Here is a 21,831-nt window from a genome sequence, read left to right on the forward strand (position 1 = left end):
TATATCAAACCTCTTTCTTATTCTGCAACAAATCGCGAATTTCTTTTAAATATTCTTCCGATTTGGTAATTTCTACTGGTGCTTCTTCCTCTTCTTCGTTTCGCCGCTTTGACAAGCCAATAAGGACTTTGATAAAAATAAATAGTGAAAGGGCAATGATGACAAAATCAACAATAGATTGAATAAATAACCCATATTTTAAGTCCGCAGAGCCTACGACAACATGTAAATCTGCAAAACTTACACCGCCTAAAATCATTCCGACAAGTGGCATGATAATATTATCAACAAGCGAAGCCACAATTTTACCAAAAGCAGCCCCAATTACAACACCAATTGCCAAATCGAGCACATTTCCTTTTAGCGCAAATTCCTTGAATTCCTGTGCAAATTTCTTCATGTTGACATCCTCCTTTCATAAAGACCATACTACCATAGACTACTAGAAAACAGCAATCTTCACTCTCAATCTAGCAATTTGTATGCATCTACAGGCTAAACTATTTTCTACATATTTTGGGAAGAAAACTAGATTTTTGCATACGCGCGAACAATGCTTGCTTCAGCCTCAATTTTGAGCGGAACCGCATGCAATTCAACTTCGGGAGCTAGGAGTAAGGCGTGTAAATTCGTTAAGTTCTCCAAGATGAAAATGCCTGCTGTAAGCAACGTTTGATGTACAGAAAACGGAGCAAAATCAGGCGATGGGGTATCAATTCCAACCATCTTAACTTGCTTTCTCACAAGCATCTTTGCCAAATTTTCAGTTAAAACCGGATGACAAGTGTAATATTTTTCTTCCCCGTAGTAAGCGTCAAAGCCTGTGTAAAACAAAACAATGTCGCTAGGTGCCACTCGTTCAAATTGCGTCTGCCAGTCAATTTCTGAAAGCCCACGCACATCAAATAAGACGGCTCTCCCAGTAAAAGCGTCCACCGGAAAAGCCGAAGCAAAACGCGAATCCCGCACAAGGTGCATCGGCATATCAACATGCGTCCCGACATGTAAATTCGTTTCCACTTCATGTATCACATAACCATCTTTTTCAAAAAAACGAGTTTGCGCAATGTTTGTCGCGCAGTCACCCGGATAAACAGGCGAGCTCCCCCCAATTGTCTGCGATAAATCTACGTAAGTCATCATTTCCTCCTTAAAAAGCACTAGTCCATTTCCACAATAATCTTTCCGATATTTCGTCCTTCAAATAATGAAAGAAAAGCTGGAACAATTTGGTCAAAGCCATTTAAAACGGTTTCCTTATGCGTTAGTTTCCCTTCTTCAAGCCATTTTACAAGCTGTTTTGTCGCCTCTTTATAATCCGCCTTATAGTTCGTCACAGAAAAACCTTGCATACGCGCATTCGCTTGAATCAAATAGCGCTGAATGCGAGGACCAACATCATCTTCCACCGGCAAATTGTAATTGGAAATCGTTCCGCACACTGGAATGCGCGCAAAATTATTAAGAAGTGGCCAGACGGCATCACTAATTTCACCGCCAACATTCTCAAAATAAACATCAATTCCGTTCGGGCAAGCACGCTTCAAGTTTTCAGCAAAATTCGAATCACGATAATTCACCGCCGCATTAAAACCAATCTCTTTGACTAAATAGCGCGCTTTATCATCCGTACCAGTAATACCAATTACACGAGCGCCTCTAATTTGTGCGATTTGACCGACCGTTGACCCAACAGCCCCCGCCGCCGCGCTCACAACAACCGTTTCATCTTTCTCAGGGCGTCCAATATCTAGTAAGCCAAAATAGGCCGTTAATCCAGTCATTCCGATTACGCCCAAATACGCTTTCGCCGAAATTACACTCGTATCAATTTTGCGCACTTTCCGCTCAGAAAGAATGACTTCCTCTTGCCACGGAACTTGCCCGACCACAAAATCACCTTCTGCAAAATCGCGACTAGCAGAGCGTACCACGCGTAAAACACCGCTACTTCTCAAAGGCTGCCCAATTTTAAACGGCGGCATACTTGTTGAGTCCGCATTCATTCTGCCGCGCAAATATGGATCAACCGAAAGATAAACAAGTTGCAGGTGTAACTCCCCTTCATGAAGACCCGTTAAACGAACTTCTTTTGTTTCAAATAAATCCAAGCTTACTTTACCAGTAGGTCTATCTTTTAACACAATTTGTTTCATTTTGGTCACCTTCCCTCGTTATTTGCATCACTACCACGTGAACAAGATTTCTAAACAAAATCCTTCGCAAAGCCGATAAAAAAGCGCCCATTTTTTGGGAATATTTATAAGAAAAAAAACAGCAAACAGTTTACTCCAAAAATTTGAAGTGCGCTATTTGCCATTTTTTTAAATATTATTTTTTAACTACTTTTTTAAATTCAAATTTCGACATCCAGCCCTTTTTCTTACGTATCGAAATATAGCCAATTATCGCAATAACAAAAGCGCCTAAAAAGTCTACAAAAAGATCACCCATCGTATCGGCGACAGCTGCATGACCTTCAAGCGGTGTCCCGTCTTCAAGCATGGTTTTTTGCATGTTCATCCCTAAAGAATCAGCTCCAAACTCATAGAATTCCCATAGAACGCCAAGGAATACTGCAAAGCTTAGTGCAAAAAGCGCTACAAAAAACGGACTCATATTTAAGGAAACATTTTCATTGTTGTTTAGTAAATTGACAATCGAAAAACCAAGTCCTCCGAGCATCGCCCCACTAAATGTGTGTAAAATCGTGTCCCAATTTGGAATTAAGTAATAGAAACTTTGTACCTCACCTAAATAAATTGCACAATAAAGAAAAATAATAAAGACGATATACATAGCATCAGGTATTTCGAACTTCATTCTCTTACTTAACATGGATGGTAAAAAGAGCACGACAACACCTAAAATACATTGTAAAATCATTAGTGTGTAATCTCCGCGTGTTTTCTCCCCCTCGCCAAGATATGCATCAGCCGGTGTCAAAATTAAATTGACCGTAGCATACACAATTGACACTAATAAAGTGACAAGTACGAAAATGGCTAAAATTTTAGTCCAGTTCCATTTTTTCAAATTTTCCACTCCCTTTCAAGTTGTCTTTACCCATTATACATGAACTTAAATACTTTTTTAAATTTTTTTTGCAGGGTTTTTTTAAATAAGAACGTCTAATGTAATAGAAAGGTGGTGAAGTGGTGGAAAGCGATGAAGAATTAATTGCGCGAATAAGGCACGGGGAAACAGATTACTTTGAAATACTTTTAACGCGCTATGAAGCAAATATTTATGCTGTAGCCTATAAAATTTGCAAAAAGCACAGAGAAGCAGAAGATATTGCGCAAGAGATACTTCTTCAAGTCTTCCGCTCACTTGATCAGTTTGATAACCAGGCGAAGTTTTCGACTTGGTTGTACCGGCTTTCTGTAAATAAAGCACTCGATTACATACGGAAGCAAAATCGAATTCATGAAGTAACAAATGATGTTGCCATCCAAAATACTGCTATGACAGCGACACCTGAAAAACTCATTTTAGAACGAGAAGAACGTCAACTAACAAACGAGTATGTCGCAAAACTTTCGCCAAAATATAAATTTGTTTTAGAACTATTTTATTTTGAAGGAAAGAGCTACCAAGAAATTGCATGTTTACTTAATATTTCTATTAAAACCGTGGAGTCTAGGCTCTACCGGGCAAAAAAAATGATGAAAAAAATGAGGAGAGGTGAAATAGAATGATTTGTTTATCTGACAATATTTTAATTGCGTATCACAACTTTGAATTTGATGACGCGACAAATAAAAAAATTGAGGCTCATCTAAATGCTTGCCCTGCTTGCGCAGAACGTGCGCGTTTTTTTGAAAGCTTGCAGGCTGAGTGGGTCTCCCCTTCCGTTTTTCCGAAAGCTCATTTAGCAAGCAACATCATGAAGAAAACTTGCCCGCGTAAAGTACCACATAGAAAAAAACAAAAAATCTATTTACAATTCGCCTGTGCTTTAGTTGCTGCAATCTTATTTTTACAGTTTAATGTTGCGACAAATTTAATTAATTTCACACTGAATGCCGTAAACTACACGAATAAAGCAGAGCAATTTATTAAAAGTGAAAAAGGCAGTGTAACTAATTATTTACGCGAAAAAAGAAAAGAAAATGGAGGTAAAAATCAATGAGACAACCAAAAAAATGGGTTTACTTTTGGAGCCTTTTCCCAGGGCTAGGACACTTGTATTTACAATATATGAATCGTGGATTACAGTTTATGCTCCTCTTTTATGGAACAATTTTTATGACAGTTCAACTTAATAACGAAATATTTATTATTTTTCTACCTGTCATTTATTTTTACGGATTTTTTGATGCCATAAAGCAGTACCACTGGATTTTAGATACCGGTTTTAAAGAAGACAAGCCGTTTATTGAATGGTACAAACTATTCCAGCATAAACGAATTATCGGCACTGGGCTCCTTATCATTTCTGGAATAATTCTCTTGAACACGCTACTGGACCAACTCATGTATCTTCTCCCTACCCCTATCAGTGACTTTATGTACTTCAACTTTCCAAAAGGTCTTACTGTTATTTTGATGCTGATTATTGGCATCTTACTCATTCGAAAAGACAAAAAGCCTACCAATTGGGAATAAAAAAAACGGAGCGGCTTTAATTAGCCGCATCCATTATTTTTTTCCGATATTCTTCATATAAAACATCTGAATAAGCTTTATCAAATATAAATTCTTCGCCCTCTAAAGCCTTTTTAAAGGCATCCAAACAAATCGTCCAGCCTGCCAAATCGCGCGGCGTGTGATCTGTTACTTGGTTAATTTCTTCAGTAAAAATAAGCTGCGTTTCATTTTCACTTAAAGGAACAAAACGAAAGTAGACAGCATCGTTATCCCAAGAAAAACCAAGCGCCACATTTTCCTTAAATTCCAAAATGGGCATTTCAATTTTCTCAGTATCCGTCATGTTAAACAACAAATAGCCATCTGCAGAAAGCCGCCCAATTTCAAGTTCGGCAAACCATTTTTTTAAACCTTCCGTTGTCGATACAAGTTTAAAACAAGAAGTTACTGCCGCATCAATTGTTTGCACCGCACGAAAAATCAATTTGCCATCTTGTTTGATAATTTCAGGTTTCATGATTTCCCTCCTATTTAATGAAATCTTGAATTGCTGCTGCATTTTTTTGAATATCAATTCGTAACACCGCACCGGCACCCGAAATGCGTTGGTTCTCCCAAGTGCCCTTCACAGGAACTGTGAGTGTCTCCAAATCAGATGTTCTGCCAAGTGCGAAGTCGAGCCCCGTTTTAAGCACGAGAGAAGTTGGTAAATCGGTTGTCGTGTATCCCTGCACTGTACCAAGCACGCTTGGTAATTTAAACACGCTTGATGCAGTAATCGCCTGATCTTTCACAGCAGCAAGCACTTGTTGTTGGCGCCTAACCCGACCAAAATCACCCTCTTCATCTTTTCTAAAGCGAGCGTATTGAAGGAGCGTCTGCCCGTCCATTTTTTGCTTGCCGGCTTTTATATTGGCATCAATATTTTGTGACATATCTTTTTCCGCATCAATTTCAATCCCATCTGGTGCCAGTGTATCAATGACTTTCGGGAAACTTTCAAAACTTGTAACAACATAATAATTGCAATCAATACCAAAGTTTTCCTTAACCGTTTGACGCACGAGTTCCGGACCACCGTATGAATAGGCTGCATTAATTTTATTTTTACCATACCCTGGAATATCTACATAGGTATCGCGCATGAGTGAAACAATTTTCGGCTCTTTTTTCTTCTTATCATAATGCGCAATCATGAGTGAATCCGAACGTCCTTGGTCCTCACCACGCGAGTCGCTTCCAATGAAAAGAATATTTACACTATTGCCAGAAGGTTTTTCACCATTAAATGTAAATTCTTTTAATTGATTGTCCGCTTCTGCTTCTTTTAGGCTAGATTTATATTGGAAAAAGCCTACAACGCCAAAAACAAGTAGTATGATAACGAGCAAAAGCAGAATTGTACCAAAAACTCGGCCCTTCCTAACTTTCTTATGCTTTGCATGTCTTGCCATATTTTTCACCTCTAATTTTAACTCCAAGTATCCATTGATACCCTTATCTTACAATAAATTCTCAAAAAAAGAGACTGAAAACATATAAGAATTGTTAAAGATTAGGAAAAAACCACAATTTCATGCACAATTCTGCTATATTAAAATTATTAAAATGTAGATGAGTCACTACTATCACTTGAATTTCCAGAGTCTGAACTCCCGCCGTTTTGCGTCGCACCAGAATTTGCATCAGGCGGCGTCACTCCTTCTTGGCTCGTCCCGCCTTGTTGCCCTTGTCCAAAGTTACCCGGACCGCTATTTTGTTGCCAACTCATCCCGTTCGTATCATTACTATTTATATTTGTTGAAATGAGCATATAACTTAAAGTAGCGATTACAATAATGGAACATACACTCACAATAATAGTCGCTATCTTCCACTTATTTTGTGGTGTTTTTGAAGAAAATGTAATTTGGTTTTGTTCTTCCATAAAGTCATCATCCTTTCTTATAGTCTTAAGTTAACAGTAAAATAAGAAAAAAATATGACATGTTTAAGAAAAAACTGTAAAATGATTTTATAGAGGTGATAAAAATGAATAATAACAAAAAGAAATGGTGGATAATTGGCATTTCTGCCCTTGCTATCTTACTTATTGCTGGAGCAATTACATTTTTTGTCGTACTAAATAAATCGGCAGATAAAAAAGCGGAAGATGCGGCAGTAGCCTTTACCAATCAAATTGCGCAGGAAAAGTATGCCAAGCTTAGTACATACGTTACCTCCAAATCACTGAAAGCTGTAGACTTCACAAAAAAAGATTTAGAAGCAAAGTACACGACGGTTTTTGGAGGTCTAGGTATCAAAAATGTTCAAGTGGATAACTTGCACGTTACACCAGGCGAAAACAGTCGTACTTATGACTTAACCTATGATTTAAACATGCAAACAAGTCTTGGAAAACTTAAAACCCAAAGCTATAAATCAACCATTTCTAAGGAAAATGATGAATGGAAAGTCGACTGGATTCCAGCTCTTGTTTTTCCTGACATGGTTAAAGATGATAAAGTTAGACTCGTGACAGATGAAGCAAAACGCGGGGATATTGTTGATCGTAACCAAAAAAAATTAGCGACCATTGGCAATTTTAATGAAGCTGGTATCGTTCCTGAAAAACTCGGGGAAGGCGATGAGAAGACGCAAAACATCATGGCCATTAGTCAAAAACTTAACATTCCTGCAGAAGATATTAACCACGCTTTGGAACAAAAGTGGGTTCAAGCTGATAGTTTTGTTCCCGTGAAAACCATTTTGAGCGGGAATCTCCCTGAATCAACTGGACTTACCTACGCCCAAAAAGAATTGCGAACATATCCACTAAACCAAGCCACTGCCCACCTAATTGGTTATGTCGGCGAAGTGAGCGCCGAGGATATTCAGAAAAATTCAAAGTTAAATGTTGGTGATGTTATTGGCAAAACTGGTCTTGAACGTTATTTTGATAAAAAACTCCGCGGTCAAAACGGTGGGGAAATAAAAATTATTAACGACCGCACCAAGCAAGCTTCCACACTACAAAAAGTGGCACGTAAAGACGGCGAAACCATTCAACTTACAATCAACGCTGACGTTCAGAAAAAAGCGTTTGATAGCCTTGGAAATGAAGCTGGTTCAGTTACGATGATTAACCCGCAAAACGGCGATTTGCTAGCACTCGTTAGCACCCCATCCTTTGATGCGAATAAAATGGCGGCTGGCATTTCTGCTAGCGACTACAAACAATACAGCGAAGATAAGCGCACGCCGTTTCTAGCCCGCTACGCAACCCGTTACGCCCCTGGTTCTACATTTAAAACGATTACGGCGGGAATCGGCTTAGACTTAGGAGTCACAACACCAGATAAAACACGCCAAATTGATGGCCTAAAATGGCAAAAAGACACTTCATGGGGCAACTATTTTGTCACACGTGTACACGAGAAACCATCAGTTAATATGACAGATGCGCTTGTTTATTCAGATAACATTTATTTTGCACAAGAAGGTCTTGAAATTGGTAAGGAACGCTTAACAGCCGGACTTAAAAAGTTTGATTTTGATCAAGAATTTAATTTGCCATTTTCGATGGAACCAGCACAAATTTCAAATGATGGACTGAACACAGATATTTTATTAGCTGACACATCATACGGACAAGGCGAGTTGCTAATGAGTCCTGTTCAACAAGCTGTTGCCTACACGGCCATTGCAAACGGTGGCAAAATGGTCTATCCAAAATTAGCTGACGGAGAAAAACAAACTGCTTCTAAACAAGCGATAAAAGCATCGTTCGCAAATCGTGTAAAAGAAGCATTAATCAAAACGGTATCAGATCCAAATGGTACAGCACATAAATTAAATTCCAATCATAAAATTGCTGCTAAGACGGGCACAGCCGAATTAAAACAAAAGCAAGGTGAAGATGGCCTTGAAAACGGCTTTTTATATGCCTTTGATGCAGATAATCCAAACTATTTAATATTAGGCATGATTGAAGACGTCAAAGGGCGCGGTGGCAGTAGCTTAGTCATCGATAAATTAAAACCTGTCATCGAGTCAATGTACTAAAAAAGAGGCCAGCTAGTTGGCCTCTTTTTTTAGATTCCGTCTTCTATTGACTTGGTTTAATACAAGAGAAGCAATCAAAACACCCACTGTTGCTCCTACAACATCAAGCATAACATCTTGAACAAGTGGCGTTCGCCCGCCTGTTAAATATTGGTGGTATTCATCTGTTGAAGCAAAAATAAGCGGAATAAGAATTCCGGCCGGGAAAGCCCATTTATTTTGCTTCGTCACGCCACGAACGCCAATAAATAAAGCTCCTCCCATAATAAAATAAGTAAAGAAGTGAGCGCCTTTTCGGAGGAAAAACTCAATGAATCCACTATAGCCTTTCGCCGCAATACTTACTTCTGATCCCGCATACGTAAATGAAATATGCGATAAAATATTTTCAAAAGGTTGACTTGCTAGAAGCTTATCTAGCAAAGGAATAAGCGTTTGTTGTTCGTAGGTTTCTGATGACGATTTAAATAAAACAGCCATAATTATCAACGCACATAAAAAACTAAACCCAATCCAAATTTTTTTCTGTTTAAACATAATTTTCTCACTTTCTCAAGATAGTTGCTATTTGATTATACCACCCAAAGATTAGAAAAAAATGAAAAAAAGAATTCTTCTATTTATCGTAACATTTTCAAAGCAAAAACCATCCAAAAGGACGGTTTTTATCTTTTTTATGAAAACTTTTGTTTTACATTTCGGCGACGATATACAAAGAAGTACATGGATAATGGCCACCAAATCACTGCAAAAATGGGATAGATTGCCCAAATCACATCTGGCGTAGTGATCCAATTAACAGTAATAAAGAACGCGCTAACTAGCATCGTGCATAAAACTGAAAAGGTAAAAACATGACGCGCAAAAAACAACGATAGTGGCCAAAATAGCACTGCAAAAACAGGATAAATCCACCAAACCACTTCTGTTGTCACAAAGTTTGTCACAACAAAAAATAGCGTTAACCAAATTGTCCCAACAACTGAGAAGGTTCGTGGAAACTTGGCAAATGTGACGGATAGCGGCCACCAGTAAATAGCAAAGGTTGTGAAAATACTAAACGGGAACCGCGGCTCGAAATAAATGTTTAGACCAATGTAGCATAAAACGAGCAACGTCGAAATTAGGAAGGAGTAACCAGATTTGGCGCTATATTTTCCTCCAAAAATAACGATTGGCCATGCAAGAACAGCTGGAATCGCGAATAAAATCCAAGCATATTCGGGTGACTCAAAGTAGTTTGTAAGTGCTAAAACTGCGATAATAAGCAGGCTCGTGATGAGCGTGTAGCTTTTTAAATGTTTGCTTCCATTGAATAAAAAGAAGTATGCTGGTGAAACGAGTAAAACTGCTGTATAAATTGACCAGTTTTCACCTGGGAAAACCAGAAAATTTAGTAAAATCAGAAAACCGATGATAAAGCAGCAACTTATAAATAAGAAGCCTCTTGTACTTTTATCCATTATTTTACTTCCTCCTTTTTACGGTGCCAGTAATAGAACATAGATAGTGGCCACCATAAAATGCCAAATGTTGGGTATACGAACCAAATTGTATTTGGCGTATAATAAAAATTGATAAAGATGAATAATGCGATGAATAAAATACTTCCCCAAATAGCAAAATCTAAATTTAATTTTGCATAAGCAAGTTTTTTACTACCGCCAATTTTAAGTTCTGCTTTGATTTCATCAATATCTCCAAAATCTACTAATACTTTGTTAATTGCATCTTCTTGTGACTTTCCTTGATCCATTAAATCATAGACTTTTTCTTCCATATCTAGTAAAATTTCTTCTTTTACTTGTGAAGCTCGGTCGCTGTTTGGTACATCATCAAAAATCTTCTCTACAAACTCATAAATTCTTCTCAATTTACACTCTCCTCCAAAAATACCGCCATAATTTCTTTAATTTCTTGCCATTCTACTACCATTTCGTCTAAATACATTTTTCCACGAGCTGTAATTGTGTAGTACTTTCTTTTCCCACCGTGACTTCGATCGCCGTAGTAACTTTTGATGAACCCCTTTTTCTCCAGTCTTTGAAAAACTGCATACAAGGTGGCTTCTTTTATTTGAAATTTTTCACGCGTTCGGTCACTAATTTCTTTTGAAATTTCATAACCGTAAGAATCACCATCCATTAATATACGTAAAATAATCGAATCCACGTGGCCTCGCAAAATGTCGCTTCGTATTTTGAACACCTCCAAAATTACTCTACCACGCATTACTCTATCACATAGAGTTAATTTGATAAACTTAGTTTAACACGAATTACTCTACGTGTCAAAGTAATTATTTAAAAACGTTTAAAGACCCGATATAATGGGAACACTGGCAAACAAGGAGGAAACTTTTATGACCTATTACAAAGCAGAAAGTTCTGATATTAAACATCTAATTTCAAGTGAAAATCATAAAAATGACCATCATTTGCATGCACATCTAGAACTTGAGGATCACTTAGATTTTTCTCTTTTAGAAAAAGCCACTCGTTTAATTGGGCATAAATTGCCACACTTATTTTGTAAATTTCAACAGACAAAAACTGACGCGAAATGGATTGAGATAGATTTTATCACTGAAGATTTTATCTCCCTAGTTGAAACAGAAAACCCAAGTTCCGTCATTCAGCAATCACTTACTAAAAAATTAAATATTTGGACTGGCCCACAAATTCGTCTATCGGTCATTCGTTCTTCAAAAAAAGATGACATCGTGGTCATTTTAAATCATATGCTGGCTGATGGTGCCGGTTTTAAACAGCTATTATATTTACTTGCCGAATTTTATACGAAACTCAGCCAAAATCCCAATTTCACGGTAAAAAAAGAAAATCCCTCTAGAGGCTTAAATCAACTTTTTAAACACTTTTCACTCACTCAAAAATGGCTTTTTTTAACCGATAAAACCGTTTCAAGCCCAACCAAAAATCCCAATTACCCGTTAAAAGGCGATGATTCCCGCCCCTATATTTTACGTGTTAAAATTTCAAGCGCACAATTTTCATATTTAAAAGCCTACGCCAAAACCCGTGAGGCTACAATAAACGATTGTCTCATTACCGCGCTTAGCATCGCCCTACACAACAAATTACATGTGTCTGAATTAGAGATTGACTGCCCAATTGATTTGCGCAAATTTATTAAAGAAACACCCGATATTACAAATTTAACCGCCAACTTAACTTTTTCATTTAGCGGTAGCGATTTTGACAATTTGGAAGCTACATTACTTCAAAAAAAAGAAGTTTTCAAAGCGAAAAAAAACGATTTGCAGCCGCTCCATAAATTTTATTTACTCGAACTTATTTATAAGTTTTTTCCTTACCAAATGTATAAAAAACAAGTGCTGAAGCGGTATAATATTCCTCGAACGAGCCTGACAAATATGGGGGTTATTGATGATGCGTTACTTGATTTTGCGGGACATACTGTTTTAGACGTTTTTATATCGGGTTCACTCAAATTTGCACCTTATTTTCAAGTTGCGGCTACAACTTTTCGCGGCGAGCTAACGCTTTCGACAAACTTGCATGGTACTGAAAAAGATTTTGAGTTTCAACTGGCTCTTTTAGAGGAGATAGTTGCTATTTTGCCACATAAATAAAAAAACACGAAAAGTGGGAGCTTTTTCGTGTTTTTATAGCTATTGGAAAGCAAAGTCTCCAAAGAACTATCAGTATAGTTTGTGAACTAGTTCACTATTGATAAGTATATCATATTTTCCTGAAAATGTATCACAATATGCTATTTTAGCCTAATGCAACGTCTAAAACCATCATGACTGCAAAACCTGCCATTGTAGCCGCAGTCGCTAAATCCGTTGAACCTTCTACTTGCGACTCAGGAATTAATTCTTCCACCACAACAAAAATCATCGCTCCAGCAGCGAAAGCTAATGCGTACGGCAAAACAGGTGTGACAAAAACGACTAAGAGTGCGCCGATAACAGCAAAAATCGGCTCCACAATAGCAGAAAGTTGTCCATACCAGAAACTTTTAGCACGGCTCAAACCTTCGCCGCGTAGCGGAATAGAAACTGCTGCTCCTTCTGGGAAATTTTGAATCCCTATCCCTAAAGCTAACACCGCTGCCGTCACAAAAGTTTCCGTGTCACCGACTAAAACGGCACCAAAAGCAACTCCAACTGCTGCCCCTTCTGGGATATTGTGTATCGTTATAGATAAAACGAGCAAAATGCTCTTATGCAATTTTGTTTTCGGTCCTTCTTTACTTGTTTCAGGAAAGCCTAAATGAAGATGCGGAATGATACGGTCGACTAATCGCAAAAATACGCCACCTAAAACGAAACCGACAAGGGCTGGGACAAATGAGAATCTACCCATACTAGCACTCTGTTCAATCGCAGGGCTTAGAAGAGACCAAAAACTAGCGGCGAGCATGACTCCAGCAGCAAAACCGAGCATGACATTTGTCATTTTCTGATTCAGATCCTTGAAGAAAAAAACTAGCGCGGCACCGAGCGCTGTACATCCCCATGTAAATAAGCCTGCTAGAAGAGCTAGCAACACTGGATTTAAATTTGAAAAATAAGCTATCACACAAAAAACTCCCTAAATAAAATTGATGAGGTTTAGGAATCTTAAGTCCCAAACCTCATGTGTACTTGTTTATTCGTTTCCTTTTTGAAAACCACGTTTCACGCCTTTTAAAAAGGAACCACTCGTTTTGCCGATTACTTTTGCCGCTTCAAGCGACCCGTAAACCGCAATTTTAGCGGCATCTCCAAGAACTTCGCCAGCTTTTCCTGCAGCATCTGTTGCTGTTTCGCCAACTTTTTCAGAAATTTCTTTGACTTTTTCTTTATCGAATAATTTTTGTTCTTCATTCTCTGCCATACTATTCCTCCGTTCGTGTCTTTCCTTCATCATAGCGAAAATACGTTTAATATTCAAGTACCATTTCAAAAAAAGACGGACCTAAAAGAGGGGGTCAGTTCGATTCAAAATTAAGCTCGAAACCAGGTTCATCAAATGCAATCTCGGTAACTTCGTAAGTCAGACGTTTAATATAATCAACTAATGGCGCTGAAAGTTCCGCTATTAAATTCTTTTCAAGCTCCTCTGCTGCACCAAAAAAATCAACAATTTGAATAACCCGACTAATATGTCCATCAATTTTGAAACGCTCAAGCGTCAATACAAAAGGAACATCAATTTTGAACATTTTCCCTGTTTCTAAAATGGATTTGTCATCACCGGCTGGTTCGACTTCGTTTAATTGCACATTAACTTTGTTTTCTCCCGCTGCAAGATTAGTTGCTTTCGTTTCAAAATTATATTTTTCGACAACAATTGGATTTGTTTTAATTTCCATTTTTTCTACCTCCACATTTATATGGTTAGTTCAATCGTATTGCCTTCTGGATCTAAAATAACACTTTCATAGTAGCCATCTCCAGTTGTTCGTGCTTCGCCAGCAATTTTAAACCCGTTGTTTCGGAAAATTTCCGTATATTCATCAACCTTTTCCTCCGCGCCTAGTGAGATTGCTAAATGCGCGTAACCAAATTGTTCTGTTTCTTTTTCTAAGCTAATATCAGAGCGCGTCATTAATTCAATTCGGCAATCAGATGCCATGGTTAAAAAATAAGAAGCGAAGCCCTTCTTTTCGTTAACATATTTTTCAGATGAAGCGGCATCAAAATATTTTTCGTAAAATTGGCGCATGCTCTCTAAATCTTTTACCCAAATTGCGATATGTTCAATTCTCATTTTTCATTCGTCCCTTCTCATAATATAGGAAAACTAAAACGGCTGCGAGCGCGGATCCTAACATAACAAGTCCCATTGGAAGGCCCGTTTTCCCACTACCGAGCCCAACAAGTGGTGAAACAACTCCACCAAAAAGAAAACCCATCAGCCCGATTAGCGCAGATGCACTGCCTGCATTTTTTGTTTGACTTTGCATGGCGAGCGAGGTTCCAACGGTGTTAATAATCCCCACACTAGAGATGGCAAGGAATAACACGACAATTACAACCATTACTGGGGCTAAAAAAAGAAGTAAGAACAGTAAGGTTAGACTAGCTAAAACAGCGAGTGAGATACCGAATTTATAAACACTAACTTCAGTATACCGCATGCTAAAGAATCCCGCTAATTGTGAAGCAATAACTAAACCAAATCCGTTCAAAGCAAAGCAGAGACTAAACAGCTGCGGTGATAAACCATAAATGTTTTGCAAAACAAATGGCGAGGCCGCAATATAAGCAAACATCATACCCGTTAAAAGTCCTTGCGGTAAGGCAAACTGCATGAAATCTGCACTACGAATTAATTTGCCAAATATCACGAGCGTTCCTTTTAATCCACCCGTTTCACGTTCTGCTTGCGGAAGGGATTCTTTGATCATAAAAAACGATAAGATAAAAAGAATAAGCCCGGTGGCGGTTAATAAGATAAAAATCCCATGCCAATCTGTCACAAGAAGCATTCCACTCCCAATAATCGGAGCTAAAATCGGGCCAAGCCCATTAATAAGCATTAAAAAGCTGAAAAATCTTGTTAAATTTTTTCCTTCGTAATAATCGCGCGCAATTGCCCGGGATAACACGCTTCCTGCTCCACCAGCAAATCCTTGGATAAAACGGAGGAGGATAAATAAAATGATGTTACTAGTAAAAATACAAATAAAGGAAATGATAAAGTATGTAAATACACCAATAAGTAGTGGCTTTCGGCGGCCAAAAGCGTCACTAAGTGCGCCAATCACGAGTTGCCCAGTTGCCAGTCCAATCATGCAGGCGGTTAAGCTAAGCTGCGCCATAGATGCAGCCACATTCATATCAGTTGCAAGCTCCGGTAGCGCTGGGAGATACATATCTAGCGATAGCGGACCAAATGCGGAAAGCAAACCTAAAATAATTACCAACGAAATCACAATTTTATCTTTTCTCTGCATAAATTCTCCTTTAAGTCCATCAAAAAATATTGCGGGCACTCCCTTTTATAAGAAAAGAAAGGCGGCCACCCAGTAAACGAGCGCTGCAAGTACGGCTGCAATTGGAAGTGTAATAACCCATGTGACGAGCATATTTTTGCCTGTTCGCCAGTTCACTTCTTTTTTATGATTCGCGGTGCCAACGCCCATAATCGAGCTATCAATAACTTGTGTCGTACTAACGGGAAGATGCGTGAGTGTTGCAGTCATGATGACAGAAAGCGAGCTCACATCAGCTGCCACGCCTGTTACAGGCTCGATACGCATGATTTTCGTGCCGACGGTTTTGATAATCCGAAAGCCACCAACTGACGAGCCGATTGCCATCGCTAGCGCACAGGATAGTTGAACCCAAAACGGAACTCCCGCCGTTTCTTTTAGAAGTCCACCCGCAATTAAAGCGAGCGTTATGACGCCCATCGTTTTTTGCGCATCATTTGTTCCGTGGGCGTACGCTTGGATAGCCGCAGTGAAAATTTGTGCAACTTTAAAATGCTGATTGGTTTTCGCACGTTTTCGGTTCCTAAAAATCCATTTAAACGCCGAATAAATCAAATACCCAACAGAAAATCCAATAATCGGTGAAATAATGAGTGCCAGAATAATAGTTGTAAAGCCGCCAAAATTAATTACACTAAAACCCGCTGATGCAATTGAAGCTCCTGCAATTGCACCAATTAGGGCATGTGAGGAACTGCTTGGCATGCCAATCACCCAAGTAAGCAAATTCCAAATGACAGCCGCAACTAACCCGCATAACACGACAAACTCGCCGTGCTGCAGTGAAAATGGATCTACAATACTTTTCGTCAAGTTTTCTGCCACACCAGTAAATGAAATTGCCCCAAGGAAGTTCATAACCGCAGCCATCGAAATAGCGACACGCGGTTTTAATGCACGCGTTGAAATACAAGTTGCTACAGCATTCGCTATATCATGGAAGCCATTGATAAAATCAAAAGCCAACCCCACAAAAACAATTAAAATGGTAATGATGATGACCGTGTCCATATCATCTCTCCTAACAGCACTTAATAAAAACAAAAACCCCTACAATCTAGTAGGAGTCTTTGGTGAAGGCATTTTTTAAAAATCATATTCATCGTCATAATCATACATATCGTCATGCATATCGTCATGCATGTCATAGTTATCATAATAATAGCCGTTATCCAGCTCATTAATCACGACACCGAAAAATCCAATCATGACAAAAATACCAAGCACAAAGCTAATTCCTGTCATAACACACCCTGAAATCAAAAGACCCAAACCTTTTTTTGGTTCAAAGCTAGGTTTCTTCACAAATAAGTAAACCAGTAAGACGATAATCACGCTCGTGAATACGATAAGTAAACACCAAAGCAATGAATTCATCCCACGCCTTTCCGCATCTTTGTAAATCCAAACCGCTATAATCGCCCTTGCTGCAATTGATAATAGACTTACAACCAATAATCCAACAATAATTAACATCATTCCCATTTTGTCTTATCCTCGCTCTCGTTTTTTGTTAAAGGAACCTGTGGTGTTTTTTTAGTTACAAGTAAAATACCTGCTGTTAAAAATAAAATTCCTTGAATACTTACAATTTGCAAACCACCCATTACAATTAAAATAACGGCATAAGTGTTTACATTTGATGCATCTTTTTTTATTTTAGATGCGGCAATAAAACCAAATACCGCTATTGCAACTAAAATTAAAAAAATCACACTAAAAATAATAATAATACTACTCTTAAATAAAAAGCCATCACTATTTTGGGATGCCGATATAATAATCTCTATGCCGGACCCTAAAAATATTGCATAAATCGTGTAAAAAATGGCTGATAAAATGCTAAAAACCGCACCAATGATGATTAAAATATATTCTGCTTGTCGATTCATAATGCCTCCCGTTATTTAACTGCTCTCTTTAGTTTAGCATGCTTCATTAGAAATTGCTTTAATTTCTATAAAAAAAATACAAAAAAAGAAAATTAGCCTATTTTTACATGCCAATTTCCTTTTTTCCTACATCACCTTGCGACTAAAACATTGCATTTTGCATGTTTGACGATATAAGATGAGATACTTCCCATTAGCACTTTTTCAAGGCGATTTAGTCCTGTTGCTCCGCAAACAATTAGGTCAGCGCCGAACAAATCAGGGATTTCTTCTGTAAGAAGTTTTTTAGGGTTACCGACTTCTAAAAAAGTCCCGACTGATGTAAGTCCCTCTTTTTCAGCGATTTGAACAAACTTGGCAAGAATTTCTTCCACATCGGCTCTTAGTTCTGCTTCCCAAGTTCCGCCTTCCGCTGTAAAAGTTGGAAACGACCTCATGTCAATCACACTTGCCAGGGCAAGTGCTGCGTTTAGGGATTTGGCTAAGTGAACAGCTTCATAAAACGCTTTTTCCGATTGCTCCGACCCGTCAACAGCAACTAAAATACGTTTATAATTTGTCATGTTCATTCCTCCATTTTCAAACTTGGCCTTTATTCTTCTATACCTAAAAATAGATTTTTCAAACCTTACTTTTCACGATTTTCCTCTGTTCGAAATTTAACTATTTTTTCAATTAAATCGATAGGCAATTCTTCTTTTAACGAAAATTGAATGGTGCCTTTCGAATACTTGTATTTCCCTTCAACATCATCTAAAAAAGTAGCCACCCCTTTTGCTCCTGGATAAAAGCCTATATGCGTTTTGTATCCTGCAAAGTGGACCAAATTTCCATTCAAGTAGAAAGTTGGAATCCCGTAACTGATTCGCTCTGTTGCTTCCGGTGCAATTTTATGGACTAGCGCTCGGATAATTTCTAGTCGTTCTTTAATTTCATCCGGAAATTGCGTAATATACTCGTCAATATTTTGATAAGGTTCCATCTCCACACCTCTTCTATACTTTTAGTTTAGAATACCATGTGACTAAACAAAAGAAAAGCAAAGTCATGCTAACAATTCCTAATTTCGCAAGATAACTATTTCATTTTGTACTACCCTTTTGTAGAAGTATTCCATACTGTTGTATCCAACTTGCCGCCTAGACAGCTAAGTTATGAGATAATATTAATTTTATTTACGTATTCTTCCTATTTTAGTATTAAACTGTAAAATGATTCACAAAATGGACATATTTTTTTCGCGATAATCATCAAACTGGTGTACAAAAAAAAACACACAAGTGTTATTATCTTTGTATGCGAAAGGTGTGAACTTTATGAATAATCTTTTTAATGCAAATGAATTTGTACGAGCAGTAAAAAAAGAAATCCCAAATGCCGTTAAAGAAGTTGAAATCCAGGCAAGAACGATGATTTCTTTTGATGAACTCGATGTTTGCTATATTATTATCTCTGGAACTGTTGAAGGATACATTAAAAGAACAATGGAAACAAAGAGCGACCAAATATACTCGTTTTTCACAGAAGGTGACATTGTTGGTTTTGGGCAAATTTTTGATGATTTTAAAGGTATGGTTTTTGAAACTCTGACAGCAACACGAGTTTATGCAATAAAGAAGGTAGATTTGGAATATCTTCTTTCTTTCCCAGAAAATTCACCTTTTATTTATTACATCATGAAACGTTTCAGCACCCACTACTACATCAAATCTTTACTGAGCATTCGGAGCAAAGAAAATATTTTAATTCAAAGTATTTTCAATCTTTGCTACTTGTTATATCCAAATTTGGAAAAAGTAAATTATGTTAGATTCCCAAAAGAGTATACGCATACTCGGCTTATGGAATATTCTACCCTTTCACAGGGCGGTTTTTATAAACATCTTGATTTACTTTACAATGAAGAAGTTATTTTTAAAGATGGATCAAATATTGTTGTGGACATAGACAAAATACGTGAACTGTATCCTTCAACCATTCCATCTTATTAAGAAGGTTACGAAAAATAAAATATACCATACAAAATCAGACTGGTGATAAACAATGAAGATTGCTGTTTATCACCAGTCTGAAAGCATTTAAGGCGAGTTTAAAATTTTTGAATAAGGATAACGCCAACAAGCATAAGGATGACCCCGATAACACGATAACGATTAATTGGGTGGCGGATAACACCAAACCAGCCGAAATGGTCAATCAGTAGCGCAATGAGCATTTGTCCACAAATGGCGAGCACGACAACCATCGCCGAACCGAGGACTGGCAAAAGCAGAATATTAGACGTGACGAAGAAAACACCCATTATGCCGCCTGTAAAAATCCACCACGGTACTTTCCCCACGCCGCGAAGCTTGAACGTTACTCTTTTTTCGACAATAAGACAGATAACAAAAAGTAGGACGGTTCCGACAGAAAAGGAGATTAGCGAAGCCACAAATGGCGATCCGACAGCCTCACGAAGTTTGCCGTTGATGGACGTTTGAACGGGCGACATCATCCCAGCGAAAAAGCCCATCATCATGAATAAAAATATTGTTTTTGGAGCTTGTTTAACCAAATGAATTCCCTCCCTAAAACCTTTGCATCAAAAAGACGCCAAAAAACATGAGTAAAACCCCAATGAGTCTTTCTGGATTTAGCTCATGAACTGGTAAATTGAACCAGCCGAATTGGTCAATTAAGATGGCCATAATCATTTGGCCACACACGGTGACCATAACAGTTAATGCCGCGCCTAATTTTGGTAAAAGTAAAATGTTATTTGTTAAGAAAATAATGCCTAGAACACCACCGCCAAACCAAATCCACCACGGACTTGTGGCAATCGCTTCGCCAAAAACACTATAATCATGAAACGTAAGTAATGAAATAATTAGTAAAACCGTGCTGCCGACTGCAAATGAAACGAAAGACGCGATGAATGGTGATTTTGTATACCCTTTTAGTCGCGAATTCACAGATGTTTGAACTGGCAGCATCATCCCTGCTAAAATACCAGCTAATAAATAAAAAGCAATCAATTTTTTCTTCTCCCCTTCTAGTTTACTGACTTTATTTATGTGTCTTACTGTTCGTCATATTCGAGCATTTTATAATGCGCATCTAACGCACTTTTGGCATTCTCATAGACAAGATTTAAAAGGGCCTTTTTTTCGCCTTTTTTTGGTATGCGAACTTTAATTTCAAGTGTCTCTGTCAATAATTTTGCGTTTAATTGTTCTGGGACGAGCAATTCTTTTGGTTTTAAATGGTTTTTATGGGAATAAAACGTGACTAGGTAGCTTTCGACCATTTCTTCAAGATCTGTTGTATATTCAAACACTTTTGCTGTTCGGCCAACAATGGCGCCATTTCGAACAAAGAAAATTTGGACAGCGCAAGCCGCTTCTCCGGCGACAAAATGGGCGACATCACGATGACCAAAATCGCGGCTGATAACTTTTTGTTTTTCGGTAAGGCGTTCTAACACGTTTAAAAGTTCATTTGTTTCTTTGGCCCGTTCAAATTCGAGTGCCTCCATTTGCTCCGTCATTCGCTTTTTCATTTCCCGTTTGACCTCTATATCTCCGCCGTTTAAAAAGTGCCTAATCTTTTTGATTTGCCTCGTATACTCTTCTTGACTCACATTTCTTGCACAAGGGCCCATACACATGCCTAAATGATAGTAAAAGCATGGTCGCCCACGTTTTCCTGAACAATGACAGAGGGGGTAGAGTTTTTGGAGTAGTTCTAGGGTTTCGGTTGCCATATAACGGCTCGCGTATGGTCCAAAATAATAGGCGCCATCTTTTTCAATATCTTTCGTAAGCACCAGATGCGGATTTTTTTCGTTTGTGATTTTAATGTAGAGGTAGCGAATTTCTTCTTTTAGCATCACGTTATAAGGTGGCTGATACTTCATGATGAGCGTCATTTCGAGAAGAAGCGCCTCTTGTTCGGTGTCTGTTAGAATGAGCTCAAAATCATGAATGTGGTGAACTAAACGTTTGGTTTTCCCAATTTGTGTTTTTGTAAAATAGGATTTAACACGTTTTTTTAAGTTTTTTGATTTTCCAATATATAAAATCTCACCTTTTTTGTCACGATACATATAGCAACCTGGTGACTCTGGCAATGTTTTAAGTTTTTGCTGCAACTCGCTATTCATCCGACGACCTCCAAAAACGTACGTTCGCGCTTCTATTTTAGCCCTTTCAGATAATTTTGTAAAGATGGAGACATATTTATATGGAATGATGGTATTATAATGATAAGCTTCTCCGTTTCTTGTTTGGTGATAAAGTCAATATGTATAGGTGTCGTGAAATAGAATCAGTATATACAATTTTAGATT

The 21,831-nt window shown here is 38.0% G+C and carries 30 protein-coding genes; 6 read left to right on the forward strand and 24 right to left on the reverse strand.

The window, feature by feature from the left end; genetic code table 11:
* Window positions 1-4 precede the first annotated feature (4 nt).
* The 4 genes from mscL to R8923_RS08090 form a co-directional block, all read right to left on the reverse strand.
* Complete coding sequence (gene mscL / locus R8923_RS08075) at window positions 5-400, reverse strand: large-conductance mechanosensitive channel protein MscL (RefSeq protein WP_485872256.1); 396 nt, start codon at window positions 398-400, stop codon at window positions 5-7.
* Window positions 401-528: 128 nt separating this feature from the next.
* On the reverse strand, window positions 529-1,140 hold the full coding sequence (locus R8923_RS08080) for a cyclase family protein (RefSeq protein WP_485872257.1): 612 nt from the start codon (window positions 1,138-1,140) through the stop codon (window positions 529-531).
* A 20-nt stretch (window positions 1,141-1,160) separates the two neighbouring features.
* A complete protein-coding gene (locus tag R8923_RS08085) occupies window positions 1,161-2,156 on the reverse strand; it encodes an NADP-dependent oxidoreductase (protein ID WP_485872258.1) in 996 nt (331 codons plus the stop codon).
* A gap of 175 nt (window positions 2,157-2,331) precedes the next feature.
* Window positions 2,332-3,045: a DUF2238 domain-containing protein gene (locus tag R8923_RS08090; RefSeq protein ID WP_485872259.1), complete on the reverse strand. Its 714-nt coding sequence runs from the start codon at window positions 3,043-3,045 to the stop codon at window positions 2,332-2,334.
* A gap of 113 nt (window positions 3,046-3,158) precedes the next feature.
* On the opposite strand from R8923_RS08090, the gene R8923_RS08095 reads away from it, so the two are divergent.
* Genes R8923_RS08095 through R8923_RS08105 form a run of 3 tightly spaced genes read left to right on the forward strand, consistent with a single transcriptional unit; the run spans window position 3,159 to window position 4,611 of the window.
* On the forward strand, window positions 3,159-3,701 hold the full coding sequence (locus R8923_RS08095; protein ID WP_485872260.1) for an RNA polymerase sigma factor: 543 nt from the start codon (window positions 3,159-3,161) through the stop codon (window positions 3,699-3,701).
* Window positions 3,698-4,135, forward strand: a complete 438-nt coding sequence (locus R8923_RS08100) for an anti-sigma factor family protein (RefSeq protein WP_485872261.1) — start codon at window positions 3,698-3,700, stop codon at window positions 4,133-4,135. Before R8923_RS08095 ends, R8923_RS08100 begins: the two co-directional genes overlap by 4 nt.
* Complete coding sequence (locus R8923_RS08105; RefSeq protein WP_485872262.1) at window positions 4,132-4,611, forward strand: hypothetical protein; 480 nt, start codon at window positions 4,132-4,134, stop codon at window positions 4,609-4,611. Before R8923_RS08100 ends, R8923_RS08105 begins: the two co-directional genes overlap by 4 nt.
* Window positions 4,612-4,627: 16 nt before the next feature.
* On the opposite strand, the gene R8923_RS08110 is transcribed toward R8923_RS08105, so the two are convergent.
* The 3 genes from R8923_RS08110 to R8923_RS08120 form a co-directional block, all read right to left on the reverse strand.
* Window positions 4,628-5,110, reverse strand: coding sequence for an SRPBCC family protein (locus tag R8923_RS08110; protein WP_485872263.1), 483 nt, complete (start codon window positions 5,108-5,110; stop codon window positions 4,628-4,630).
* Between the two features lie 10 nt (window positions 5,111-5,120).
* Window positions 5,121-6,047, reverse strand: coding sequence for an LCP family protein (locus R8923_RS08115; protein WP_485872264.1), 927 nt, complete (start codon window positions 6,045-6,047; stop codon window positions 5,121-5,123).
* Between the two features lie 149 nt (window positions 6,048-6,196).
* Window positions 6,197-6,520 carry a hypothetical protein gene (locus tag R8923_RS08120; RefSeq protein WP_485872265.1) on the reverse strand — a complete coding sequence of 108 codons (324 nt, stop codon included), beginning with the start codon at window positions 6,518-6,520 and terminating at the stop codon, window positions 6,197-6,199.
* Between the two features lie 104 nt (window positions 6,521-6,624).
* Between R8923_RS08120 and pbp4 the strand changes: the two genes are divergently transcribed.
* Complete coding sequence (gene pbp4, locus R8923_RS08125; protein ID WP_485872266.1) at window positions 6,625-8,637, forward strand: penicillin-binding protein PBP4(5); 2,013 nt, start codon at window positions 6,625-6,627, stop codon at window positions 8,635-8,637.
* Between the two features lie 12 nt (window positions 8,638-8,649).
* Here pbp4 and R8923_RS08130 read toward each other — a convergent pair whose 3' ends face one another.
* From R8923_RS08130 to R8923_RS08145, 4 genes are all read right to left on the reverse strand, one after another.
* Window positions 8,650-9,174, reverse strand: a complete 525-nt coding sequence (locus R8923_RS08130; RefSeq protein ID WP_485872267.1) for a VanZ family protein — start codon at window positions 9,172-9,174, stop codon at window positions 8,650-8,652.
* A 137-nt stretch (window positions 9,175-9,311) separates the two neighbouring features.
* Window positions 9,312-10,100, reverse strand: a complete 789-nt coding sequence (locus R8923_RS08135; protein WP_485872268.1) for a hypothetical protein — start codon at window positions 10,098-10,100, stop codon at window positions 9,312-9,314.
* Window positions 10,100-10,510 carry a permease prefix domain 1-containing protein gene (locus R8923_RS08140; RefSeq protein WP_485872269.1) on the reverse strand — a complete coding sequence of 137 codons (411 nt, stop codon included), beginning with the start codon at window positions 10,508-10,510 and terminating at the stop codon, window positions 10,100-10,102. Before R8923_RS08140 ends, R8923_RS08135 begins: the two co-directional genes overlap by 1 nt.
* Window positions 10,507-10,869, reverse strand: a complete 363-nt coding sequence (locus R8923_RS08145) for a PadR family transcriptional regulator (protein WP_485872270.1) — start codon at window positions 10,867-10,869, stop codon at window positions 10,507-10,509. The genes R8923_RS08140 and R8923_RS08145 overlap by 4 nt, the downstream gene beginning before the upstream one ends.
* 130 nt (window positions 10,870-10,999) lie before the next feature.
* Between R8923_RS08145 and R8923_RS08150 the strand changes: the two genes are divergently transcribed.
* On the forward strand, window positions 11,000-12,250 hold the full coding sequence (locus R8923_RS08150; protein WP_485872271.1) for a condensation domain-containing protein: 1,251 nt from the start codon (window positions 11,000-11,002) through the stop codon (window positions 12,248-12,250).
* 145 nt (window positions 12,251-12,395) lie between these two features.
* On the opposite strand, the gene R8923_RS08155 is transcribed toward R8923_RS08150, so the two are convergent.
* The 10 genes from R8923_RS08155 to R8923_RS08200 all read right to left on the reverse strand — a co-directional run bounded on the left by R8923_RS08155 (window position 12,396) and on the right by R8923_RS08200 (window position 18,480).
* Window positions 12,396-13,205, reverse strand: coding sequence for a ZIP family metal transporter (locus tag R8923_RS08155; protein ID WP_485872272.1), 810 nt, complete (start codon window positions 13,203-13,205; stop codon window positions 12,396-12,398).
* A gap of 69 nt (window positions 13,206-13,274) precedes the next feature.
* Entirely contained in the window at window positions 13,275-13,502 is a 228-nt protein-coding gene (locus R8923_RS08160; protein ID WP_485872273.1) for a hypothetical protein, read from the reverse strand.
* A gap of 94 nt (window positions 13,503-13,596) precedes the next feature.
* Window positions 13,597-13,980: a DUF1149 family protein gene (locus R8923_RS08165; protein WP_485872274.1), complete on the reverse strand. Its 384-nt coding sequence runs from the start codon at window positions 13,978-13,980 to the stop codon at window positions 13,597-13,599.
* Between the two features lie 17 nt (window positions 13,981-13,997).
* On the reverse strand, window positions 13,998-14,378 hold the full coding sequence (locus tag R8923_RS08170) for a VOC family protein (protein WP_485872275.1): 381 nt from the start codon (window positions 14,376-14,378) through the stop codon (window positions 13,998-14,000).
* A complete protein-coding gene (locus R8923_RS08175) occupies window positions 14,368-15,567 on the reverse strand; it encodes a multidrug effflux MFS transporter (protein WP_485872276.1) in 1,200 nt (399 codons plus the stop codon). The genes R8923_RS08170 and R8923_RS08175 overlap by 11 nt, the downstream gene beginning before the upstream one ends.
* Before the next feature lie 45 nt (window positions 15,568-15,612).
* Entirely contained in the window at window positions 15,613-16,617 is a 1,005-nt protein-coding gene (locus tag R8923_RS08180) for an anion permease (protein WP_485872277.1), read from the reverse strand.
* 75 nt (window positions 16,618-16,692) lie between these two features.
* Window positions 16,693-17,091, reverse strand: a complete 399-nt coding sequence (locus R8923_RS08185; protein ID WP_485872278.1) for a peptidase — start codon at window positions 17,089-17,091, stop codon at window positions 16,693-16,695.
* Complete coding sequence (locus R8923_RS08190; protein ID WP_485872279.1) at window positions 17,082-17,498, reverse strand: DUF4064 domain-containing protein; 417 nt, start codon at window positions 17,496-17,498, stop codon at window positions 17,082-17,084. Before R8923_RS08190 ends, R8923_RS08185 begins: the two co-directional genes overlap by 10 nt.
* Window positions 17,499-17,629: 131 nt before the next feature.
* Complete coding sequence (locus R8923_RS08195) at window positions 17,630-18,061, reverse strand: universal stress protein (protein ID WP_485872280.1); 432 nt, start codon at window positions 18,059-18,061, stop codon at window positions 17,630-17,632.
* A 65-nt stretch (window positions 18,062-18,126) separates the two neighbouring features.
* Window positions 18,127-18,480, reverse strand: a complete 354-nt coding sequence (locus R8923_RS08200; RefSeq protein ID WP_485872281.1) for an iron chaperone — start codon at window positions 18,478-18,480, stop codon at window positions 18,127-18,129.
* Between the two features lie 334 nt (window positions 18,481-18,814).
* Here R8923_RS08200 and R8923_RS08205 point away from each other — a divergent pair, with 334 nt between their 5' ends.
* Window positions 18,815-19,489 carry a cyclic nucleotide-binding domain-containing protein gene (locus R8923_RS08205; protein WP_485872282.1) on the forward strand — a complete coding sequence of 225 codons (675 nt, stop codon included), beginning with the start codon at window positions 18,815-18,817 and terminating at the stop codon, window positions 19,487-19,489.
* Between the two features lie 98 nt (window positions 19,490-19,587).
* Here the strand turns inward: R8923_RS08205 and R8923_RS08210 are convergent, their stop codons facing one another.
* The 3 genes from R8923_RS08210 to uvrC are packed head-to-tail and all read right to left on the reverse strand — an operon-like array spanning window position 19,588 to window position 21,645.
* Window positions 19,588-20,019, reverse strand: coding sequence for a DMT family transporter (locus R8923_RS08210; RefSeq protein WP_485872300.1), 432 nt, complete (start codon window positions 20,017-20,019; stop codon window positions 19,588-19,590).
* A 49-nt stretch (window positions 20,020-20,068) separates the two neighbouring features.
* Window positions 20,069-20,518 (reverse strand): DMT family transporter, encoded by a 450-nt coding sequence (locus R8923_RS08215; RefSeq protein ID WP_485872283.1) that lies wholly within the window; start codon window positions 20,516-20,518, stop codon window positions 20,069-20,071.
* 44 nt (window positions 20,519-20,562) lie between these two features.
* A complete protein-coding gene (gene uvrC / locus R8923_RS08220; RefSeq protein ID WP_485872284.1) occupies window positions 20,563-21,645 on the reverse strand; it encodes an excinuclease ABC subunit UvrC in 1,083 nt (360 codons plus the stop codon).
* Window positions 21,646-21,831: the final 186 nt, after the last annotated feature.

It is taken from the genome of Listeria tempestatis (genome assembly GCF_963575625.1).
Taxonomy (GTDB): Bacteria; Bacillota; Bacilli; order Lactobacillales; family Listeriaceae; genus Listeria; species Listeria tempestatis.